Source organism: Collimonas humicola, assembly GCF_018304945.1.
Lineage (GTDB): Bacteria > Pseudomonadota > Gammaproteobacteria > Burkholderiales > Burkholderiaceae_D > Collimonas > Collimonas humicola.
The window spans coordinates 16556-37531 of record NZ_JAGQEE010000011.1 but is presented as its reverse complement, the minus strand read 5'-3'; the positions used below and the strand labels follow the sequence as shown (position 1 = coordinate 37531).

Genomic DNA, 20976 nt, shown 5'->3' with positions numbered 1-20976 from the left:
TTATGCTTCCAATGCCGCAAACGCGCTATCGCGTATCTGCTCGACCGGACCGACGCCGGCGATCTTGCGATACTTGGGCGCGCCCGGCAAGCCGGCCTTGGCCCAGTCGCCGTAGTAGTTGACCAGCACTTCAGTCTGTTCGTGATACACGGACAAACGCTTCTTGACGGTTTCTTCCTTGTCGTCGTCGCGCTGGATCAGGTCTTCGCCGGTGACATCGTCCTTGCCTTCCACCTTCGGCGGATTGAACTTGGCGTGGTAGGTGCGGCCCGAAGACAGATGTACGCGGCGGCCGCTCATGCGTTCGATGATGGCGCTGTCGGGGACGTCGATCTCCAGTACGTAATCAATCGACACACCCGCTTCTTTCATGGCATCGGCCTGTGGAATGGTGCGCGGGAAACCGTCGAACAGGTAGCCGTTGGCGCAATCGGACTGTTTCAGGCGGTCCTTGACCAGGCCGATGATGATGTCGTCGGAGACCAGGCCGCCTGCATCCATCACCTTCTTCGCTTCAATACCAAGCGGAGTGCCAGCCTTGACTGCTGCGCGCAACATGTCGCCCGTGGAAATCTGCGGAATGTTGAATTTCTCTTTAATGAAAGTCGCTTGCGTGCCTTTACCGGCACCAGGCGCTCCTAAAAGGATGAGGCGCATGTTAAAGTCCTAAGGTGAGTTTGTGAATTGATTGTGGCGACGGCGCACAGCGAACTGGCAGCGACGTCTCCTGAGATGCTTATTTATATCACGCTATCTTTGCATGAAACTTACCATACAATTTTACCAAACAGCGCGCTTTGCCCACGATTTGGGCACGATTTCTGTTGGTTCAACGATAATTTGCCGACGTTCCCCGGTATTTCATGCAGTGAAAAAACTGCGCACCCGCTCCAGGTCTTCCGGCGTATCGACGCCGGGCGCCGGCGCCGCGGGGGCAATATGCACCGCAATCGGGTAGCCGTGCCACAGCACTCGCAGCTGCTCCAGCGCTTCTATCTGTTCCAGCGGCGACACGGCTAAAGTCGGATAGGTTTGCAAAAAATCATTGCTGTAGGCGTACAGGCCGATATGGCGCAATGGCTGGTAGCCGGCCGGCAGGCTCTGCTGCGTTTGCGCAAAACCGTCCCGGTGCCAGGGAATCGTCGCCCGTGAAAAATACAGGGCGCGCCCGGCCTGGTTCAGGACGACCTTGACCACATTCGGATTGAATACGTCGGCGACAGCGTCGATGGCGTGCGCCGCGGTCGCCATCGGCACCTCGGCATCGATCAGGGCGGCAGCGGCCGCGATCAGGGCCGGATCGATCATCGGTTCGTCGCCCTGCACGTTGACCACCACGGCATCGGCCGCCAGGCCCAGCGCCGCCGCCACTTCCGCGATGCGGTCGGTGCCGGAGGGATGGTCGGCGCGCGTCAGGCGCGCGGCGATCCCGTGTTGCGCGCAGACCGCCAGGATTTCCGCATGGTCGGTGGCCACGATCACCTGCGCCGCCCCGGATTGCGCAGCGCGCTCGGCGGTGCGCACGATCATCGGCTTGCCGCCGATATCGGCCAGCGGCTTGTTGGGCAGGCGGGTAGAAGCCAGCCGCGCCGGGATGATGACCGTGAAAGGCTTGCTCAAGCTCACAGCGTCTCCTAGGCTGCGGGGGCCGCGCCGGCGGCCGGAGCGTTGAGGTCGCGCGCCTGGTCGGCCCACATGATGGGGATGCCGTCGCGGATCGGATAAGCCAGCTTGTCAGCGTTGCAAATCAGTTCCTGGGCTTTCTTGTCGTGATGCAGCGGCCCTTTGCAGATCGGGCAGACCAGGATGTCAAGCAGTTGAGTGTCCACGGAGTTTCTCCAGAATTTGATGGGACAGTGCGGCGTCAATCTGCGCCGTCACCGGAACGACCCAGATGCGCGGGTCGTTTTTAATAGAAGCTATTTGCCGACATTTTACTGCATCCTTTTCCGTGATCAGGATCAGCTCGGCCTGCAGGGCGGCAAACGGGTTGTCGGAAAAATCATGATGATCGGGCAAGGCCAGCGTCTCGAAGCTCAGGCCGGCGGCGCTCAGCATGCTGAAAAAGCGTTGCGGATTGCCGATGCCGGCCGCCGCGACGATCTTCGACGCCGCATCGCCCAGGCTGGCCAGCGGCCGCGCGTCAGTGGGATCGGCAAGACGTTCGGCCCGGTCGCCCGCCAGCTGCATGCGGATCGAATCGACCGGCATGGAGGCCGGAATCGCGGGGGCATTGACCACGGTAAAGTCGCGCCGGCGCGAAGCCGGTTCGCGCAAGGGCCCGGCCGGCAGCAGCCAGCCGTTGCCGGCGCCGCGGGAATCGAACAGGACGATTTCGATATCGCGCTGCAGACGGTAATGCTGCAAGCCGTCGTCGGACAGAATCAGGTTGACTTCGGGATGCGCCTGCAGCAAGGCTTGCGCCGCCGCCACCCGGTCCCGTCCGACCACTACCGGGCATTGTGCGCGGCTGGCAATCAGCAAAGGTTCGTCGCCGACCTCTGCCGCCAGCGAAGCTGCATTCACCTGCCGCACCTGCGGTTTTCCATCGGAAGATTGCGCCGCGTAGCCGCGCGAGATCACACCTGGCACGTAGCCGGCCTGGCGCAGCGCCTGCACCAGCCAGATCGTCAGCGGCGTCTTACCTGTGCCGCCGACAAAGATATTGCCGACCACGATCACCGGCACCGGCAGGCGGATGCTGGCCTGCCAGCCGGCGGCATAGAGTCGTCGGCGCAATGCCGCCAGCAAGCCGAACAGCAGCGACAGCGGCCACAGCAGGCATGCCAGCAAGCCGCGCCGCTGCCAAGCGGCGCTCAGGGTCGATTCAAGCGAGCTTTTACTTGTGGCCACTAGTCTGGGCGGCAAACGTGATCTTGTCGAAACCCGCCAAACGCGCGGCTTCCAGCACATTGATCACAGTCTGGTGGGTCGCCATGGCATCGGCATTGATGATCACCACCGGGTCGGCCTTGGACTGGCCATCGGCCTGCACCGCACTCTTCAGGTCCAGCGCCAGCGACGCCGCATCCTTGGACGACACCTGCACGTTGTTCACCGCGTACTGGCCCTGCGGATTGACGGCGACGTTGATCTCTTGCGGCTGCGTCATGGCCTTGTCGGCGTCGGCGGTCGGCAAGGTGATCTGCAGCGCGGTGAACTTGCTGTAGCTGGTGGTCACCATCAGGAAGATCACGATCACCAGCAAGACATCGATGAACGGGATCAGGTTGATTTCAGGGTCCTCGCGGCCCTTGCCTTTACGAAAATTCATTTACGGGCACCATGAACTGTATCAACGAATTTTACCGCCTGCTGCTCCATGTCGACGACGAAGCCATCCACCAAAGCGCGGAAATGACGATAGAAAATCAAGGCAGGCATGGCAATCGCCAGGCCGAAGCCGGTGTTATACAAAGCCACCGAAATGCCATGGCCCAGCTGCGTAGGATCGGCGCCGGCGCCGGTCGTCGCGCCAAAGATCTCGATCATGCCGACCACGGTGCCGAACAAGCCCATCAGCGGCGCCAGCGAGGCAATCGTGCCCAAAGTTGTCAGGAAGCGTTCGAGGTCATGCGCAGTTGCCTGGCCTGCCTCTTCGATTGATTCCTTCATCAGGTCGCGCGGCGCGTCGACATTGCGCAGGCCGGCAGCCAGCACCCGCCCCAGCGGCGAATTGGTTTCCAGATTGGTCAGGACTTCGGTATTGATCTTGCCGTTGTGATAAACCCGTATCACTTCCTGCAACAGTTGCGGCGGCAGAATCCGCGGACGGCGCAAATAAACGAGACGTTCGATAATCAATGCGGTAGCAATGACTGAGGCAGTTAACAACAACCAGATTGGCCAGCCTGCAGCTTGAATAATGGCAAACAAAAGAAACTCCTTGGTGAGGTACGAATGCAGTAGAGCGTATCGGTGAGACGGGATCGCCGAGACAAATGCAAATGCAGATGAGGGGTTCATCGGCATGGATGCAGAATGTAACTTGTTGACGGCTTGCGGGCAAGCGCGACAAGCATTGCTGAGCAGAAATTTTTATCGCAGTGTTTCCCGCTGTGTTCTATGTTGATAAAACGCTTCTCGTAGTTTCACACACATTATGTGAACAAGATTGTGGACAAGTAGCGAACTCGATATTGAAGTCCATGATTTAAAAGGAATTTTTCCCGTTGCTGCAAAAACAGGCAGGTTTTGCCGGCGCTGCGCGCGCAAAGTTCTCCACAGATTTTGGGGATAACTTTGTGCACAAGCGCACTGGATTCAGCTGAAGTCATTGATTGGAAACGCATTTTCACCAGTGTGAAGGAATGCTGCAAATGCGACTGAAACGCATATCTGCGGACGGCGAGAAGGATTTCCACCATCATCCGTGATCGTTTTGCCATGCTTGCCTGGCGCATATCCGACACGTATCCGACGCGTATCCACAAGCCGGCGGAAATCCACAGTTACCCACAGAATATGTGGATAAGCTTGTGCGCAAACCCACTGCTTTCATGACAAGCCCTTGATTTGTTTCGCTTTTCCATTGCTGTGCAGCGGCTGTGCTTTACAATGTCAGCGCTCCTGCCGCGCTCGCCGCAGCGGACCAGGTAATCATTTGAATCGAAAGCCCGCATGAATCTCTCCAGCTCTCCCGACAATCGTTCCGACGGACCGCAGATGTTGACGGTCTCCGCCTTGAATCAAGCCGTTGCGCGGATGCTGGAACGCAGCTTTCCACTGGCCTGGGTCTCGGGCGAAATCTCGAATTTCAAGAGCTACGCTTCCGGCCACTGGTACTTCACGCTGAAGGACGATGCAGCGCAAGTGCGCGGCGTGATGTTCAAGGGCCGCGCCCAGCATGCCGGCTTTACCCCGCGCGACGGCGACAAGGTGGAAGTGCGGGCCCTGGTGACCCTGTACGCCGCGCGCGGCGACTACCAGCTCAATGTCGAAGCGATCCGGCGTGCCGGCGTCGGCAATCTGTACGAAGCGTTTTTGCGCCTGAAAGAAAAACTCAACGCCGAAGGCTTATTCGACCCGGCGCGCAAACGGCCGCTGCCGCCGTTCGCCCGCACCATCGGCATCGTCACCAGCCTGCAGGCGGCGGCGCTGCGCGACATCCTGACCGCACTGGCGCGCCGTGCGCCGCATGTGCGCGTGATCCTGTATCCGACGCCGGTGCAAGGCGACGGCGCCGCGGAAAAAATCGCGCGCGCCATCAACACCGCGGCGACGCGCGCCGAATGCGAGCTGCTGCTGGTGTGCCGCGGCGGCGGCAGCATCGAAGACCTGTGGTCGTTCAATGACGAAGCAGTGGCGCGTGCGATCGTGGCGGCGCCGATGCCGGTGATTTCCGGCGTCGGCCACGAAACCGATTTCACCATTGCCGACTTTGCCGCCGACCTGCGCGCCGCCACGCCGACCGCCGCCGCCGAGCTGGCCACGGTGCCGCGCGGCGACTGGCTGGCGACGCTGGAAGCGCACGCCGACGACCTCACCCGCGCCTTGCGCCGTCAGCTGGGCGAGGCCAGCCAGACATTGGACTGGCTGGGACGCCGCCTGAGCAGCCCGGCCGCCACCATTGCCCATGAACGGGTCAAGCTGCAAAGCCTGCACAGCCGCTTGCTGCACGCCACCCGCATTCCGCTGACGCAGTCGCGCTACGCCCTGCTCAACCTGCGCACCCGCCTGGCCGCACAGATTCCCGACACTACGGCGCCACGCAGCGCACTGCTGGAGCAGAGCCGCCGCCTCGGCAGCGCGCTGGCGGCAAGCAACCGCGACCGCAGGCAGGCGCTGGCAGCGCTTCATGCGCAACTCGAACTGCTGAATCCGCAGCGCACGCTGGAACGCGGCTACGCCATCGTTTCCGATGCCAAAGGCCATGTGATCCGCACACCGCAGGCCTTGCAGCCGCGGCATTTCATCACTGTCCAACTGGCGCAAGGCAGCGCCAAGGTCGGCATAGACAGTGTGCAGGCAACACTGGATTGAGCGGCGGCTTTCGCGGATGCCGCGCGGGCCGCACAATGGATGGATAAAAAGGCGCAGGAAAGCGCAAGCTTGCTGCATGGAATAGCTAAGCGCTTTACAATAGCTCTTTCCTGGAAACTGTTCATCACTTGTACTTGACTTGTATAGGCAACAGCTTCTTTGTAATCCCAATAAAACTATAGGAAGGACGCACAACATGGCACACACTCTCCCGCCCCTGCCGTACGCTCTGGATGCATTAGCTCCACACATTTCCAAAGAGACTCTGGAATTTCACTATGGCAAGCATCACCAGACCTATGTGACCAACCTGAACAACCTGATCCCAGGCACAGAATTCGAAAACGCATCCCTGGAAGACATCGTCAAGAAATCCTCCGGCGGCATCTTCAACAACGCAGCGCAAATCTGGAACCACACGTTCTACTGGCACAGCCTGTCGCCGGTAGCACAGGGTGGCGGCAGCGCACCAACCGGCGCATTGGCAGATGCGATCAACGCCAAGTGGGGTTCGTTCGACAACTTCAAGGCTGAACTGACCAAGACCGCAGTCGGCACTTTCGGTTCCGGCTGGGCCTGGCTGGTGAAGAATGCCGACGGTTCGCTCGGCCTCGTGTCGACTTCCAACGCAGCGACTCCGCTGACTACCGACGCTAAGCCTTTGATCACCGTCGATGTCTGGGAACATGCTTACTACATCGACTACCGCAACGCCCGTCCAAAATACCTGGAAGCATTCTGGGCATTGGCGAATTGGGAATTTGCTTCGAAGAATTTCGCATAACAGACCATTTGTCCCGGCCGCTCAGGAATAAAAGACTGAGCGGCACGCATCTGAAAAGCGCTTACTTCGCGGTAAGCGCTTTTTTTTGTTAACGGCCTCTTGTCAGTCTTGCTGCCAGCTCGCCTCATAGGCATCCAGGGCCGATGGCGGGAGGTCGAAATGCGGCGGCGTCTCCGACATATGCTCCGCTGGCGCGACCGCACTGATTTCGCCATAGGAAGACGCCATCGTCTGCCGCCACTGATCGACTTCGGCCGCACCAAGATCGGCCTGCTGCAGGCCATCGGCAAGCCGTGGCATGGACTGCAGCCAGCGGCCGGTTTGCGCCAGCGATACCCGCGCCCGCCAGCCCCCGCCTTCCGTGGCCCGCCTTTGCAGCGCAGCGATGGCGCAGAAAGCAGCCAGGTAACCGGTGGCGTGGTCGAGCGCCTGGCACGGCAGCTTGCCAGGCTGGTCGCTGCCGGCGGCCCGACCCGCTTCCCAGGCGATGCCGGTAGCCGACTGCACCAGGCTGTCGAAGCCGCGCCGCTCGGCCCATGGACCGGCGTGGCCGTAGGCGGAAAGACGCACCTCGACCAAACCAGGCCGCAGCGCCTGCAATTCTTCGCTGCTAAAGCCAAGCGCGGCGAGCGCGCCGGGGCGGTATGCGTGCAGGAAAACATCGGCGCCGCGTATCAGTTCGCGCAGGCCCTGGCGCCCCGCTTCGCTGCGCAAATCCAGCTGGGCGGCGCGCTTGCCGCGCCCGTTGTCGATCACCAGCGTCGGAATGTTCGGCAAGTGCGCGGCGCCGATCGCCAGCACTTCAGCGCCATGCTGCGCCAGCGTGCGGCCCGCCACCGGCGCCGCGATCACGCGCGACAGATCGAGCACCCGCACGCCGCTGAGCGGCCGCTGCCCGGGCTGCGGCAATTCAGGAACGCTGTCGGCGACACGTTCAATCTCGAACAAGGGCAGCGAGGCAATCGCCGCCGCCTGCGGATGCGCCAGCCATTCATCGGGACTGCGCACCAGCGCTGCAACCATGCCCTCTTGCGCCAGGCGCGCATCGAGTTCGCTGGCCTGCCAGCCGGCGATGGCGGCAGCCACCGCGGCGCGGTGGCCGGCGCATTGCAGGACCCGCAGCACGCCGTCGCGGTGATGCGGGAAATTGGTATGCAGCTGTATCCAGAGGCCGTCGCCGGCCTGGTAATAGCCGGCGATAGGACTCCAGGGATCGGCCGGCGGCTTGCCGTCTATCAGCAGATAGCGTTCGCTGCGGAAGATGGCGAGCGCATGGCGCTGGTCGAGCGCCACGCTTTGCCGGCGGCCACCGCGCAAACGCCAGAACTCGGCCGCCGCCAGCGCCTGCGCGCCGATGGTGGCGGACGCCAGCGCGCCGACCTGGAACTGCGAAGGCAATTGTCGCGCCAGATTGGAAAAGCTGAGCTGCCCCAGTGCATCCGGCGCTTGGCCGGCGAGATGCCAGAGCGTGCTGATCAATTGATCGGCTGTGGTATCGGCTTGCATGATCGTCCTTATAGGAAGTAACGATTCAGTCTAGAATTTGGCTACCGGCCGCGTCAATCTTGATTGCGGCAATCGATACAAAGAAATTTCCAGATGAAGAAATTGCTAAGCGCGGCTGAAGCCGCCAGCCTGCTCGGCGTCAGCACCGCTACATTGTATTCCTATGTCAGCCGCGGCATGCTCAGTTCCCAGCCCGGCACAGGCGAGCGCAGCAAGCTGTATCCGCGCGACCAGGTGCTGCGCCTGGCGGCCAGACGCAAGGATGGACGCCAGGCCGGCCACGCCGTCGAGCAGGCGATCGACTGGGGCAAGCCGATCCTGGAATCGCGCATCGCCCTGATCGAACACGGCGTCATCCGCTACCGCGGCCATGACGCCATGAAGCTGGCGCAGGGCGCCACGCTGGAACAGGTTGCGATGATCCTGTGGGACAGCGCCTGCAAGAACTATTTCGACGCCGCAGCTCCAGCCATCGACCCGCAACGCTGGTCAGCCATGCGCCAGCCGTTTGCCGGCTGCCTGCCGCTGCAGCGCGGCGCTGCCCTGCTGGCGGCTGCCACGCCTTTGCTAAAGACATCCGATCCGCTCACGGATGGCGCGCAGCTGATGCGGCTGCTGGCGGCGGCATTGCTGGATGCCGATATCGGCAGCGCGCCCCTGCATCAGCAGTGCTGCGAGGCCTGGCGCCTCAGCGCTGAACACGCCGACCTGGTGCGGGCGGCGCTGATCGCTTGCGCCGATCATGAGTTGAATGTCTCCACCTTTACCGTACGCTGCGTGGCCTCGACCGGCGCCACGCTTCCGGCGGCGCTGCTGGCCGGCTTGTCGGCCTTGTCCGGTCCGCGCCACGGCGGCGAATCGCTGCGCGTGCGGGCCATGATCGACGCCGCCATGTCCAGCGAGGACATGCGCAGCGTGCTGCAGCAGCATTTGAGCCAGCCCGGCCTCATCCTCGGTTACGGCAGCCAATTGCCGGGCTTCGGCCATCCCCTGTATCCGGACGGCGATCCGCGCGGCCGCATGCTGATCCAGATGCTGGCGGCCCAAGCCGGCAGTGCCGATATCGCCGCCCTGCTGGCGATTGCCGACGCCGCCGGCGAGCTCACCGGCCAGGCTCCGAATATCGATTTTGCGCTGGCGGCAATCGAACATGCCTTCGGCCTGGCGCGCGGCGCTTCGCAAACCTTGTTTGCATTAGGCCGTTGCGCCGGCTGGATCGCGCACGCCAATGAACAGACGGCGGGCGGGCAGTTGATCAGGCCGCGGGCGCGCTATGTAGGATCCTTCGATTTTCTGGATTAATTCGCGGGCCTGGCGATTGCCCGCCACAACATCCTGAACAGCGCATTCGCCTGCAGCGCCAGCGGCTCTTTCTCGCCGCGCATGGTGTGCATGTGCACCAGCCGCTCGAGGATGCCGATGAAATAATCCAGCAGGATTTTTTCATCCACCTCGTCCGTCAGGACGCCTTCCGCCCTGCCGTCAGTCAAAGTCTTCATCAGGACTTCCATCATTTCCGGCTGGCGGAAAGTGCGGTCGCGGCCCCACGCGCTGATCTGCAGCGAACTCATGATGAGCTGGCTGACCTTGGGATTGCGGTCGAAAAAATCCAATACCACCCAGAAGACCTTGCGCAGCTTGTCCTGGCAGCTTTCGATGCCTTGCAGGTGATCCAGCATGCGCGAGGCCAGCGTACCCAGCCAGGTTTCCAGGCAGGCAAACAGCAGCGCCTCCTTGCCGCCGTAGTATTTATAAACGGTCTGCAGGGATACGTTCGCGGCGGCGGCGATTTCACCAAAGCTGACGCTGTGGAATTCGCGTTCCGAAAACAAATCCAGCACCGCGCTTTCTATCCTTTGCCGTATCGCCGGCTTGAGCAGGGAGCGGTCGAGGAGGATTTTCTGTTTTTCCACAGCCATGGTTTTTGTCATTTTTGTCATTTTCGTCATACGTGTAATTAAAATTACCGAAACGGCCGTCAGCACTGCAATTGCTTGATTTAGAGTGCCTTACCAATTGACGCTTGCTACTGCTTTCAATAAAGTAAGTATTCAGCTGCAATCAGACACACCCAAAGTGTAATAATTATTACGCAAACATACAAGCCGGAGACGCTATGACTGAAGCTTATATTTTCGATTCCGTGCGCACGCCGCGCGGCAAGGGCAAGAAGGACGGCAGCCTGCATCAGGTGACGCCGGTCAACCTGCTGGCGCAGCTGCTGCAGGCGCTGGAGCAACGCAACCGGCTCGATACGTCTCAAGTGGACGACGTCGTGCTCGGCTGCGTGACGCCGGTCGGCGAGCAAGGCGCCGACATCGCGCGCACCGCCGTGCTGTATGCCGGCTGGGACCAGTCGGTGGCGGGCGTGACGCAATCGCGTTTTTGCGCTTCCGGCCTGGAATCGGTCAACCTGGCGGCGATGAAGGTCATGTCCGGCCAGGAGCAGCTGGTGGTGGCCGGCGGCGTCGAGAGCATGTCGCGCTGGGCCATGGGCTCGGACGGCGGCGCCTGGTTCATGGATCCGCGCGTCAACCAGAGCACCGGCTTTGCGCCGCAGGGCATAGGCGCCGACCTGATCGCCACGCTGGAAAATTTCTCGCGCAGCGATGTCGACAACTTCGCCCTGCAATCGCAGAAAAAGGCGGCCCATGCGCGCGCCGAAGGTTACTTCAGCAAATCGCTGGTGCCGGTGACCGACCTCAACGGCCTGGTGGTGCTGGATCACGATGAATACATCCGCGCCCAGACCACCATCGAAAACCTGGCCGCCTTGAATCCGGCTTTCGAGCAGATCGGCCAGATGGGTTTTGATGCGACCGCGCTGCGCAAATACACCACGGTCGAAAAAATCAACCACGTGCATCACGCCGGCAATTCCTCCGGCATCGTCGACGGCGCCGCGCTGGTGCTGGTCGGCAGCAAGGAGATGGGCGAGAAGCTGGGATTGAAGCCGCGCGCCCGCATCGTTGCCACCGCCGTCACCGGCTCCGAGCCGACCATCATGCTGACCGGGATCGCCCCGGCGGCGCGCAAGGCGCTGGCCAAGGCAAAAATGTCGGTCAAGGATATCGACCTGTTTGAAATCAATGAGGCGTTCGCGGCCGTGGTCATGCGCGCCATCCGCGACCTCGATATCGACCCGGCGCGAGTCAATGTCAATGGCGGCGCTATCGCCATGGGCCATCCGCTGGGCGCCACCGGCGCCATGATACTCGGCACCGCGCTCGACGAACTGGAGCGCAGCGGCAAGCAGACTGCCCTGATCTCGCTGTGCGTCGGCGGCGGCATGGGCATTGCCACAATCATAGAACGTGTTTGATTCACTGACGGGATACCTATCATGAGTGTGAATTTTCAGAAAGACAGCGACAACATCGTCACCCTGACCCTGGACATGCCGGGCCGTTCGATGAATGTGCTGAACGAGGCGCTGACGGCGCCGTTCATGCAGGCGATTGCCGCCATCGAAGCGGATGCCACTATCGCCGGCGTCATCATCACCTCCGGCAAGGCCGATTTCGTGGCCGGCGCCGATATCGAAAAGCTGTACCAGATCACCGAAGCGCAAGCGGCCTTCGACCTGGTGCAGGAATTCAAAGCCTTCATGCGCCGCCTGGAGCTGTGCGGCCGGCCGGTGGTGGCAGCGCTCAACGGCACCGCGCTGGGCGGCGGCCTGGAGCTGGCGCTGGCTTGCCACTACCGCATCGCCATCAACAATCCGAAAGCCAAGTTCGGCCTGCCGGAAGTCAAGCTCGGCCTGTTGCCGGGCGGCGGCGGCACCCAGCGCCTGCCGCGCATGATCGGCATCCAGAGCGCGCTGCAGCTGATCCTGGAAGGCAAGGAACTGCGCGCGGAAGAAGCGCTGCAACAAGGCATCATCCAGGAGCTCGCCGACGACAGGCAAGACTTGCTGGCCAAGGCCAAGGCCTGGTGCCTGGCCAACCCCAAGGCCAAGCAGCCTTGGGACGACAAGAAATTCCGCTGGCCCGGCGGCGATTCGCGCAGCCCGGGCAACGGCCAGCTGTGGGCGATTGCGCCGTCGATGGCAAGCGCCAAGACTTTCGGCAACTATCCAGCCGCCACCAACATCATGAGCTGCGTGTTCGAAGGCGGCATTGTCGATTTCGATACTGCCTGCGAAATCGAATCGCGCTACTTCGTCAATTGCGCCTTGTCGCCGGTCGCCAAGAACATGATCGGCACGCTGTGGTTCCAGCTCAATGCCATCAACAAGGGCAAGTCGCGTCCGGAAGGCTTTGCGCCGTCCAAGGTCAGCAAGGTCGGCATACTGGGTGCGGGCATGATGGGCGCTGGGATTGCCTACGCATCGGCGAAAGCCGGCATCGAAGTAGTGCTGCTCGATAACAGCCTGGAAAATGCGGAAAACGGCAAGAACTACTCCGCCAAGCTGCTCGACAAATCCATCCGCCGCAAGCAGCAAACCGAAGAAGGCAAGAACGCCCTGCTGGCGCGCATCCAGCCAACCGCGGATTTCAATGACCTGGCAGGCTGCGACCTGATCATCGAGGCGGTGTTTGAAGACCGCGCCATCAAGGCCGACGTGACCCGCAAGACTGAAGCGCTGATCAGCGCCGACGCCGTCTTCGCTTCCAATACGTCAACCCTGCCGATCACCGGCCTGGCGCAGGCCAGCGTGCGGCCGGCCAATTTCATCGGCCTGCACTTCTTTTCGCCGGTAGACAAGATGCCGCTGGTGGAAATCATCGTCGGCGAACATACCAGCCAGCAAACCCTGGCGCGCGGCTTCGACTATGTGCAGCAGATCAAGAAGACGCCGATCGTGGTCAACGACTCGCGCGGCTTCTACACTTCGCGGGTGTTCGGCACCTATGTGATGGAAGGCTTGCAGCTGCTGATGGAAGGCCAGCATCCGCGCGCCATTGAAATGGCCGGCTTGCAGGCGGGCATGCCGGTAGGACCGCTGGCGGTGCACGATGAAGTCAGCCTGTCGCTGTCGCTGCACATACTGCAGCAGACCCGCAAGGATTTCGCCGAAGCCGGCAAGCCTTTTGCGGGCCACCCGGCCGATGCAGGACTGGAAAAAATGGTGACTGAGCTGGGCCGCAAAGGCAAGAAAGCCGGCAAGGGTTTCTACGATTATCCAGAAAACGAGAGCAAGCACCTGTGGCCGGGCTTGCAGCAAGCGTTTCCGTTGGCGGCCGCGCAGCTGCCGCAAAAGGATTTGATCGAACGGATGATGTTCGTGCAGGCCAATGAAGCAGCCAAATGCTACGAAGAGAAAGTCGTGCTGACCGTGGCCGACACCAACATCGGCAGCATTTTCGGCTGGGGCTTTGCACCCTTCCAGGGCGGTGCGCTACAGTACATCAACGCTTACGGCGTCGCCAATTTCGTCAAGCGGGCGCGGCAGCTGGCGGAGCAGTTCGGCAGCTACTTTACGCCGGCTGCAATCCTGGTGCAGATGGCGGAACAAGGCAAGCAGTTCGAATAAGCCTGGCGTAAAAAAACAGCCTGGATGCGCGCGACGCGATCCAGGCTGGATCCGCTCAATCCGATCAGGAAATCCTGCTGGCGTCGAACAGGGAAGGAATGCGCTGCGCCAGCATCATGTCGCCTTTGAGCTTCAGCTTGCCGCTCATGAAGGCCATGGCGCCGTTCAGCTCGCCTTTCAGCAATGCCTTCAGGTCGTCATCCGCCATTGTCAGCGCGACATCTGGCGCATCCATCACGCCTTCGTGAGCGGTACATTTTCCGTGATCGATCAGCAGGTACATCGGCTTCGATATGTCGAACTGGATGCTGTTCTTCATGTTCAGCGCGGCGGCTGCATCCAGCGCGCTCGGCATGAGCTTGATGATGTCGTTAACGGTCATTTTTATCCTCGGGTTGTTTTAAAAATCTGTTGCTGCTCTGTTTGACCTGGCTCGGGGCCGGCCTGTCATTCCCATCCGACCGCGCTGCGCACCAGCAGTTCCCGCTCCATCAGGCCGGCGTAGCGCCTTTCCACTTCGCTGCGCTTGACCTTCATGGTCGGCGTCATCAAGCCGTTGTCTATGCTCCAGGCATCTTTCAGCACCACGCACTTGGCGATCTTTTCATGCGGCTCCAGCGTCGCATTGACCAGCGCCATGTCGGCAATCAGCTGCTGCTCGACTTCGGCGCGCGGCTTGCTGCGCGCCGCCGCGGTCAGGGTTACCGCCATCACCGGCTGGTTCATGCCGCTGCCGATGAACAGCAGGTTTTCCACATCGGCATTGCGCGCCAGCGAACATTCGATGGGCGCCGGCGCCACGTATTTTCCCTTGGCGGTCTTGAAGATGTCTTTCACGCGGCCGGTAATATACAGGTAACCGTCCTCGTCCACCCTGCCCTGGTCGCCGGTGCGCAGATAGCCATCCTCGGTGAAGGCGGCGCGCGTGCTCTCCGGATCCTTGTAATAGCCCATCATCAGGCCCGGATGCTTGAACAGGATTTCGCCGTCCTCGGACAGCTTGAAGCCAGCGTTCTGCGGCGGCTTGCCGACCGAGCCGACGCGGTTCTGGTCGGGCAGGCAGGCGCTGGAATAGACCGAGGCTTCAGTGGGCGCATAACCCTGCAGCACCGTCAGGCCGAGATTGCGCTGGTACCAGTCCAGCAATGCCGCCGGTATCGGTGCCGCCCCGGACAGGCAGAAGCGCACATGCTGCAAGCCGACCGCGACCCGGATCTTGCGCCGGACGATGGTGCGCAACAGGGGTATTTTCATCAGGCGGTCCAGCTTCTGCTGCGGCATCTTGTGCAGGATGGCGGCCTGTATGCGCCCGTACACAAGCGGCACGCCGAAGAAGCGGGTGGGTGCGACCTGCGCCAGCTGCTCGCCCATCTTGTCGACGTTTTCGAGGAAATGCACTTCGCCGCCGTTGTAGCAGCTCGGCAGCGCAATCGCAAAGCGCTCGAAGGCATGCGCCAGCGGCATATACGAGAAATAGCGCTCCTGGCCGAGCGAAGGCGCCAGGTTCATGATGCTGTAAACCGCAAACTGCACGTTGCCGTAGCTGAGCATCACGCCTTTGGGCTTGCCGGTGGTGCCCGAGGTGTAGATCAGGGTCATCAGCGCCTCCGGCGGCGGCGCCTGATAGTCTTCGATTGCCATGGGCGCGTTGGCTGTGACCAATTCATCCCAGCCGAGCTGTCCTGCCGGCGCCTCCTGATACGGAAAGGAAATGGTGAGCATCGAGGCCGGGATCGCTCCGGTGAAATCGTCCGCGTCCGGCATCGGCCCGAGGAACACCGCCTTGGCTTCGCTATGCTCGAAGATGTAGCGGGTAGTGGCCGCCGCCTGTTTCGGATACATGCCGACGCTGACGTGGCCGGCCATGGAGATCGCCAGGTCGGCCATGATCCAATGCGCGGTGTTGCGGCCGGAGATGCAGATGCGGCTGCCAGGTTCCCAGTTCATCGCCTTCAGCGCTGCCGCCATGCGCCGTACCTGGTCGCTGCCCTGCGCCCAGGTAGTGACTTCCCATTCGCCGAGAACCGGCTGGAACAGCCAGGGCGCGTTGGGCTTGGCGGCGGCCCATTGCAACATCATTTGCACTGAATTCTTTTGTTCGTCCACGGGTGTCTCCTCGCACGAAGTTCAGGATGATTGCTGCCGATTTTTATATTTTCTTCGATCTTGCCGGTAATCGCCTTGCATTGATTTCGTCCATATCAGATTGCGCCGTGCGCCGCCAAGGCAGCCAGCTGCTTGTCGTCGATGCCAGCCAGCCTCGCCAGCACTGCGGCGGTATCCGCTCCCAAGGCCGGACAGGCGCCAGCCGCCGCGACAGTAGTATCGCTGAAGCGGATCGGCAGGTCGGACAAAGGCTTGCCGCCTTCCATCCGGATCAGGCCGCGGGCTCTGACCTGCGGATTGGCGAGCGCTTCGTCCGGGCTGTAGATGCCGGACACGCAGCAGTCGCGCTCCGCCAGCAGCAGCTCCCACTCATCGCGGCTGCGTGTCTTGAACAGATCGGCCAGGGCTTGGCGCAACGCTGCCCCATCCGGTCCAGTCGCCAGCGGCAAGGCGGCCAGGTCGGGCCGTCCGACTGCCTGGCAGAAATTGAAAAAGAATTTCGGTTCGAGCGCCGCCAGCGCCACGTGCTTGCCGTCGGCGCAGGCATAGATGCTGTAATTGGGCAGGCCGCCGCTCAGCACATCGCTGCCGCGCGCCTTGCTCTCGCCCAGCGTGCGGATAGCGGCCAGCGAGAGCGCCTGCAGCGCCAGCGTGCCGTCCAGCATGCCGACGTCGACCAGCGCGCCCTGCCCTGACGCGCGCGCGCCGATGACGGCGGCCAGGATGCCGAGGGCGCAAGTGAGCGCGCCGCCGGCCAGGTCGGCGCTTTGGAAATTCGATAGCACCGGCGCGCCGTCGGCAGCGCCGGTCTGGTCCAGCACGCCGGCATAGGCGCAGTAATTCATGTCGTGGCCGGCGCGGTCTTTATAGGGACCGGTCTGGCCGTAGCCGGTCAGCGCCGCATACACCAAACGCGGATTGATCTGTTTCAGAACCTGGTAACCGCAACCCAGCTTGTCCATCACGCCGGGCCGGAACGACTCGATCAGGACATCCGCCTCGGCCGCCAGCTGCTTCAGCAGCTCCACCGCCTGCGGTTGCCGCAGGTCGAGGGTGACGGATTGCTTGCCGCGGTTGACCAGCGTGAACAGTTCCGGCGCCAGCAAGCGGGCATAATCGCCGCCCTGGGGCTCTTCCAGCTTGATCACCTCGGCGCCCAGCTGCGCCAGGTAAAAACTGCAAAAAGGACCGGGCAGCAAACGGGTCAGGTCGAGCACCCGGATGCCGGACAGGAGCGGGTTAGCCATGGCTGTCAGGCTTGGGCTACTTGCTCTGGCCGAACGGCGAGTTGACGCCTTGCAGTATCGACATCAGCGATTCGCCGATGGTCTTGGGATAGGTGGCATCGCTGAAATCGCCGATCTCGGCCCATCGTTCCGCCACTTCCTCCGGACCGAAAGCCTGGCCGCGGAAATGATGGCCCTGGGTGCGCTCCCAGCGCAGCTTGGCATGAAAACCGGCGCCGACCTCGAACAGGCTGCCGCTTTCCTTGCAGCTGTCGTGGCACAGATAGGCTGCCAGCGGCGCGACGTATTCCGGCTTGAGCGCCTCCAGCATCTGCGGCGGCATCACGGTTTCGGAGATGCGCGAACCGGCCAGCGGCGCGATAGTGTTGACCAGCACATTCTTGGATGCGCCTTCCACCGCCAGCGTATTGGCCATGCCGATCAAGCCCATCTTGGCCATGCTGTAGTTGGCCTGGCCGAAATTGCCGTAGATGCCGGCGGCCGAAGTGGTCATGACGATGCGGCCGTAGCCCTTGTTGCGCATGTGCGGCCAGGCCGCGTGGGTAACGCGGAAGGCGCCCAGCACATGGACGCGGTAGATCAGGTCCCAGTCGTCCTCGCTCATCTTGGCGAAGCTGCTGTCGCGCAGGATGCCGGCATTGTTGATGACGATGTCGACGCCGCCGAAATGATCGAGCGCGGTCTGCACGATCTGGCCGCCGGCTTCCACCGAATCGTAATTGGCGACCGCCGTGCCGCCGGCGGCGATGATTTCCGCCACCACCTGGTCGGCAGCAGCGCTGGACTTGCCGCCGCCATGGACGTCGCCGCCAAGGTCGTTCACCACTACCTTGGCGCCGCGCGCCCCCAGCAGCAAGGCATGCACGCGGCCAAGACCATTGCCGGCGCCGGTGACAATCGCCACGCGGCCGTCATAGCGTAATTCATTTCGTAATTCATTTGCCATGATTTCTATCTTTATTCAATTGAAAAAAAAGCTCCGGCCACCCTGCAATCAGATGGTGCGGGAAATGATCTCTTTCATGATTTCATTGGTGCCGCCATAGATGCGCTGGGCGCGCGCATCGATAAAGGCGCGCGCAATCGGGTACTCCTGCATGAAACCATAACCGCCGTGCAGTTGCAAACATTGATCCAGCACCTTGCCCTGCAGGTCCGAGCACCAGTACTTGGCGGCCGCGGCAGCGTCCACCTGCAGTTCGCCCTTGACTTCCAGCTCGACGCAGCGGTCGACGAACACGCGGGCAATCTGCAATTCAGTCTTCATCTCGGCCAGCTTGAAGCGGGTATTCTGGAACGACGATACCGAGCGGCCGAAAGCCTGGCGCTCGCGCGTGTATTCGATGGTGACGTCGAGCATCGCTTCCGCGTTGGCCACCGAAGTGATGGCGATCAGCAGGCGCTCCCAGGCCAGCTCCTGCATCAGCATGCTGAAGCCGGCGCCGACCTCGCCGACGATATTGGCCTTCGGCACCCGCACGTTGTCAAAGAACAGTTCGCAGGTATCCTGGGCCTTCATGCCGATTTTCTTCAGCGGCTTGCCCTTGCTGAAACCGGGCCGGTCGGCCTCGATCACCAGCAGCGAGACATTCTTGGCGCCGCGCGCCTTGTCGCCTACCTTGAGCGCCACCACCGCCATGTCGCTGTTATAGCCGTTCGTGATGAAAATCTTGGAACCGTTGACGATGTAGTCGTCGCCGTCTTCGACGGCAGTAGTCTGTATCGCCTGCAGATCCGAGCCGGTGCCCGGCTCCGACATCGCAATCGCGGTAATCGCCGTGCCCGCCGCCATCTTCGGCAGCCAGGCCTGTTTCAGCTGCTCGCTGCCGTAGCGCAGCAGATAAGGCGCCACGATGTCCGAATGCAGCGGCCAGCCGATGCCGGAGGCGTTGCTGCTGGCCAGCTCTTCCAGCACGATGGTGCTGAATTTGCGGTCGACGCCGGAACCGCCGTAGTTTTCCGGCATGTTGGTGCAAAGGAAACCCAGTTCACCGGCGCGCTGCCAGATATCGCGGTCGACAAAGCCTTGCTCTTCCCAGGCAGCGTGGCGCGGCAGGACCTCGGCATGGAGGAAGCGACGCAGGTTTTGACGGAATTCTTCGTGGTCGGCATTGAACAACTGACGCGGGATCATTGAGTCTCCTGATATTTTATAGTGTGTAATTTTTTTTACACTTCGATTGATTTCTGATAAAAAAATTACCCAATCGATGGTATTTAAGGATTTATCGCTTGTCAATCTTAAAGCTAGTGCCACACCTCGACCAAAAGGTAATATTTATTACACATAGGCTTTGCCATAGCCCAAACAATGACTGGCAAAGGCTGGCGACCGAGAGCGTGCATATTCAGGCTGTCATTGCCAATGGATAAAACAAACATTGCGCGGCCCATAAAGTCACCTATAGAATCCGGCTTTGCAGAGTCCCGATCCAGGACCCGTCAGCAAAGTCATGCGGTCGTCATAACGATTCGCTACCATTAAAAATTTTACGGGGGCCCCATGAAATTCAAATTCAACGCACTAGCCATTGCCTGCGCGCTCGCGACCGTGAGCGTATCAGCGCATGCCGTTACCGAGATATCGTGGTGGCACTCGATGGCGGGCGCCCTCGGCGACCGCGTCAACGGCCTGGCCGACGAGTTCAACAAGAGCCAGACGGAATTCAAGGTAGTGCCGGTCTATAAGGGCGCCTACGACGAAGCGATGGCCGCGGCGACCGCTGCCTATCGCGCCGGCAACGCCCCCGACATCCTGCAGGTATTCGAAGTCGGCACCGCCACCATGATGTATTCCAAGGGCGCCATCAAGCCGGTCTCGGAAGTCATGAAGCTGGCCGGCGAATCTTTCGATCCGGCCTCCTACGTGCCGGCCATCGGCGGCTACTATGCCGCGCCCAAGGGCGCCGGCCTGCTGTCGCTGCCCTTCAACAGCTCGACCACGGTGATGTTCTACAACAAGGACATGTTCGCCAAGGCAGGCCTCGATCCGAACAAGCCGCCGGTCACCTGGACCGAACTGGCGGCCGATGCGGCCAAGCTGAAAGCCAACGGCGCCAAGTGCGGCTACACCACTACCTGGCAGTCATGGGTGGAGCTGGAATCGTTCTCGACCTGGCATAACGTCGAATTCGCATCGAAGAACAACGGCTTCGACGGCTTGGATACGCGCCTGAAGTTCAACAGCCCGCTGCACGTCAAGCACATCGAGAACCTCGCCAACTGGGCCAAGCAAGGCTTGTTCACCTATGCCGGCCGCAAGGACGAGGCAACCTCGAAATTCTATTCCGGCGAATGCGGCCTGCTGACCGGCTCGTCTTCCAGCTATGCGGATATCGCGAAGAATTCCAAGTTCAAGTTCGGCATCGCTACCCTGCCGTACTACAACGACGTCCCGGGCGCGCCGCAAAACACCATGATCGGCGGCGCTTCGCTGTGGGTCATGGGCGGCAAGAAGACCGAGGACTACAAGGGCGTGGCCAAGTTCTTCAAGTTCCTGTCCAAGCCTGAAGTGCAAGCCAAGTGGCATCAGGAGACCGGCTACCTGCCGACCACGCTGGCCGCTTACGACATCACCCGCAAATCCGGCTTCTATGACCGCAATCCCGGCACCGACGTCCCGGTCAAGCAGATGATCACCAAGACGACCGACAAGTCGCGCGGCATCCGCCTCGGCAACATGCCGCAGATCCGCACCATCATCGATGAAGAACTGGAAAATGTCTGGACCGGCAAGATCACGGCCAAGCAGGCGCTGGACACCGCAGTGGAACGCGGCAACCTGCTGCTGGAACGTTTTGAAAAAACCAACAAGTAACCGTCTCGCACGCTGACCCGGAGCCGCACACGGCTCCGGTTTCGGCAACATTGGAATA

Annotated in this window: 19 protein-coding genes; 6 read left to right on the top strand and 13 right to left on the bottom strand. The window is 61.4% G+C overall.

What is annotated here, in order from left to right:
* The 6 genes from adk to KHU30_RS23605 all read right to left on the bottom strand — a co-directional run bounded on the left by adk (nt 1) and on the right by KHU30_RS23605 (nt 3876).
* Nucleotides 1–657 carry an adenylate kinase gene (adk, locus tag KHU30_RS23630; protein ID WP_211445056.1) on the bottom strand — a complete coding sequence of 219 codons (657 nt, stop codon included), beginning with the start codon at nt 655–657 and terminating at the stop codon, nt 1–3.
* A gap of 204 nt (nt 658–861) precedes the next feature.
* Nucleotides 862–1626 carry a 3-deoxy-manno-octulosonate cytidylyltransferase gene (gene kdsB / locus KHU30_RS23625; protein ID WP_211445055.1) on the bottom strand — a complete coding sequence of 255 codons (765 nt, stop codon included), beginning with the start codon at nt 1624–1626 and terminating at the stop codon, nt 862–864.
* Nucleotides 1627–1634: 8 nt separating this feature from the next.
* On the bottom strand, nt 1635–1829 hold the full coding sequence (locus KHU30_RS23620) for a Trm112 family protein (RefSeq protein ID WP_061942518.1): 195 nt from the start codon (nt 1827–1829) through the stop codon (nt 1635–1637).
* Complete coding sequence (lpxK, locus tag KHU30_RS23615) at nt 1810–2853, bottom strand: tetraacyldisaccharide 4'-kinase (protein WP_329956713.1); 1044 nt, start codon at nt 2851–2853, stop codon at nt 1810–1812. Before lpxK ends, KHU30_RS23620 begins: the two co-directional genes overlap by 20 nt.
* A complete protein-coding gene (locus tag KHU30_RS23610) occupies nt 2840–3274 on the bottom strand; it encodes an ExbD/TolR family protein (protein WP_211445053.1) in 435 nt (144 codons plus the stop codon). Before KHU30_RS23610 ends, lpxK begins: the two co-directional genes overlap by 14 nt.
* Nucleotides 3271–3876 carry a MotA/TolQ/ExbB proton channel family protein gene (locus tag KHU30_RS23605; RefSeq protein WP_211445052.1) on the bottom strand — a complete coding sequence of 202 codons (606 nt, stop codon included), beginning with the start codon at nt 3874–3876 and terminating at the stop codon, nt 3271–3273. The genes KHU30_RS23610 and KHU30_RS23605 overlap by 4 nt, the downstream gene beginning before the upstream one ends.
* Before the next feature lie 744 nt (nt 3877–4620).
* On the opposite strand from KHU30_RS23605, the gene xseA reads away from it, so the two are divergent.
* Nucleotides 4621–5982, top strand: coding sequence for an exodeoxyribonuclease VII large subunit (xseA, locus tag KHU30_RS23600; RefSeq protein ID WP_211445051.1), 1362 nt, complete (start codon nt 4621–4623; stop codon nt 5980–5982).
* A gap of 196 nt (nt 5983–6178) precedes the next feature.
* A complete protein-coding gene (gene sodB / locus KHU30_RS23595; protein WP_211445050.1) occupies nt 6179–6766 on the top strand; it encodes a superoxide dismutase in 588 nt (195 codons plus the stop codon).
* 102 nt (nt 6767–6868) lie between these two features.
* Here sodB and KHU30_RS23590 read toward each other — a convergent pair whose 3' ends face one another.
* Nucleotides 6869–8272, bottom strand: a complete 1404-nt coding sequence (locus KHU30_RS23590) for a CoA transferase (RefSeq protein WP_211445049.1) — start codon at nt 8270–8272, stop codon at nt 6869–6871.
* 93 nt (nt 8273–8365) lie between these two features.
* On the opposite strand from KHU30_RS23590, the gene KHU30_RS23585 reads away from it, so the two are divergent.
* Nucleotides 8366–9574, top strand: a complete 1209-nt coding sequence (locus tag KHU30_RS23585) for a citrate synthase family protein (protein ID WP_211445048.1) — start codon at nt 8366–8368, stop codon at nt 9572–9574.
* Here the strand turns inward: KHU30_RS23585 and KHU30_RS23580 are convergent.
* Nucleotides 9571–10203, bottom strand: coding sequence for a TetR/AcrR family transcriptional regulator (locus tag KHU30_RS23580; RefSeq protein WP_230411055.1), 633 nt, complete (start codon nt 10201–10203; stop codon nt 9571–9573). The genes KHU30_RS23585 and KHU30_RS23580 overlap by 4 nt on opposite strands.
* 185 nt (nt 10204–10388) lie before the next feature.
* On the opposite strand from KHU30_RS23580, the gene KHU30_RS23575 reads away from it, so the two are divergent.
* Entirely contained in the window at nt 10389–11594 is a 1206-nt protein-coding gene (locus KHU30_RS23575; protein ID WP_211445047.1) for an acetyl-CoA C-acetyltransferase, read from the top strand.
* Nucleotides 11595–11615: 21 nt separating this feature from the next.
* Entirely contained in the window at nt 11616–13748 is a 2133-nt protein-coding gene (locus KHU30_RS23570; RefSeq protein WP_211445046.1) for a 3-hydroxyacyl-CoA dehydrogenase NAD-binding domain-containing protein, read from the top strand.
* 64 nt (nt 13749–13812) lie between these two features.
* On the opposite strand, the gene KHU30_RS23565 is transcribed toward KHU30_RS23570, so the two are convergent.
* From KHU30_RS23565 to KHU30_RS23545, 5 genes are all read right to left on the bottom strand, one after another.
* Complete coding sequence (locus KHU30_RS23565) at nt 13813–14130, bottom strand: SCP2 sterol-binding domain-containing protein (protein ID WP_211445045.1); 318 nt, start codon at nt 14128–14130, stop codon at nt 13813–13815.
* A gap of 65 nt (nt 14131–14195) precedes the next feature.
* Entirely contained in the window at nt 14196–15854 is a 1659-nt protein-coding gene (locus KHU30_RS23560; RefSeq protein WP_211445044.1) for an AMP-binding protein, read from the bottom strand.
* 95 nt (nt 15855–15949) lie between these two features.
* The gene (locus KHU30_RS23555; RefSeq protein WP_211445043.1) at nt 15950–17101 is read right to left on the bottom strand and encodes a CaiB/BaiF CoA transferase family protein; all 1152 of its coding nucleotides are present in this window, start codon (nt 17099–17101) and stop codon (nt 15950–15952) included.
* 16 nt (nt 17102–17117) lie between these two features.
* Entirely contained in the window at nt 17118–18047 is a 930-nt protein-coding gene (locus tag KHU30_RS23550; RefSeq protein WP_230411054.1) for an SDR family oxidoreductase, read from the bottom strand.
* A gap of 48 nt (nt 18048–18095) precedes the next feature.
* Nucleotides 18096–19235, bottom strand: coding sequence for an acyl-CoA dehydrogenase family protein (locus KHU30_RS23545; RefSeq protein ID WP_211445042.1), 1140 nt, complete (start codon nt 19233–19235; stop codon nt 18096–18098).
* 369 nt (nt 19236–19604) lie between these two features.
* Between KHU30_RS23545 and ugpB the strand changes: the two genes are divergently transcribed.
* Nucleotides 19605–20918: a sn-glycerol-3-phosphate ABC transporter substrate-binding protein UgpB gene (ugpB, locus tag KHU30_RS23540; RefSeq protein ID WP_211445041.1), complete on the top strand. Its 1314-nt coding sequence runs from the start codon at nt 19605–19607 to the stop codon at nt 20916–20918.
* Nucleotides 20919–20976: the final 58 nt, after the last annotated feature.

What these genes read in the sequence shown, in the direction of transcription:
- adk (WP_211445056.1), bottom strand. Translation starts at nt 657, where the DNA reads ATGCGCCTCATCCTTTTAGGAGCGCCTGGTGCCGGTAAAGGCACGCAA.
- KHU30_RS23610 (WP_211445053.1), bottom strand. Translation starts at nt 3,274, where the DNA reads ATGAATTTTCGTAAAGGCAAGGGCCGCGAGGACCCTGAAATCAACCTG.
- xseA (WP_211445051.1), top strand. Translation starts at nt 4,621, where the DNA reads ATGAATCTCTCCAGCTCTCCCGACAATCGTTCCGACGGACCGCAGATG.
- sodB (WP_211445050.1), top strand. Translation starts at nt 6,179, where the DNA reads ATGGCACACACTCTCCCGCCCCTGCCGTACGCTCTGGATGCATTAGCT.
- KHU30_RS23590 (WP_211445049.1), bottom strand. Translation starts at nt 8,272, where the DNA reads ATGCAAGCCGATACCACAGCCGATCAATTGATCAGCACGCTCTGGCAT.
- KHU30_RS23585 (WP_211445048.1), top strand. Translation starts at nt 8,366, where the DNA reads ATGAAGAAATTGCTAAGCGCGGCTGAAGCCGCCAGCCTGCTCGGCGTC.
- KHU30_RS23580 (WP_230411055.1), bottom strand. Translation starts at nt 10,203, where the DNA reads ATGACAAAAACCATGGCTGTGGAAAAACAGAAAATCCTCCTCGACCGC.
- KHU30_RS23575 (WP_211445047.1), top strand. Translation starts at nt 10,389, where the DNA reads ATGACTGAAGCTTATATTTTCGATTCCGTGCGCACGCCGCGCGGCAAG.
- KHU30_RS23570 (WP_211445046.1), top strand. Translation starts at nt 11,616, where the DNA reads ATGAGTGTGAATTTTCAGAAAGACAGCGACAACATCGTCACCCTGACC.
- KHU30_RS23565 (WP_211445045.1), bottom strand. Translation starts at nt 14,130, where the DNA reads ATGACCGTTAACGACATCATCAAGCTCATGCCGAGCGCGCTGGATGCA.
- KHU30_RS23555 (WP_211445043.1), bottom strand. Translation starts at nt 17,101, where the DNA reads ATGGCTAACCCGCTCCTGTCCGGCATCCGGGTGCTCGACCTGACCCGT.
- KHU30_RS23550 (WP_230411054.1), bottom strand. Translation starts at nt 18,047, where the DNA reads ATGGCAAATGAATTACGAAATGAATTACGCTATGACGGCCGCGTGGCG.
- KHU30_RS23545 (WP_211445042.1), bottom strand. Translation starts at nt 19,235, where the DNA reads ATGATCCCGCGTCAGTTGTTCAATGCCGACCACGAAGAATTCCGTCAA.
- ugpB (WP_211445041.1), top strand. Translation starts at nt 19,605, where the DNA reads ATGAAATTCAAATTCAACGCACTAGCCATTGCCTGCGCGCTCGCGACC.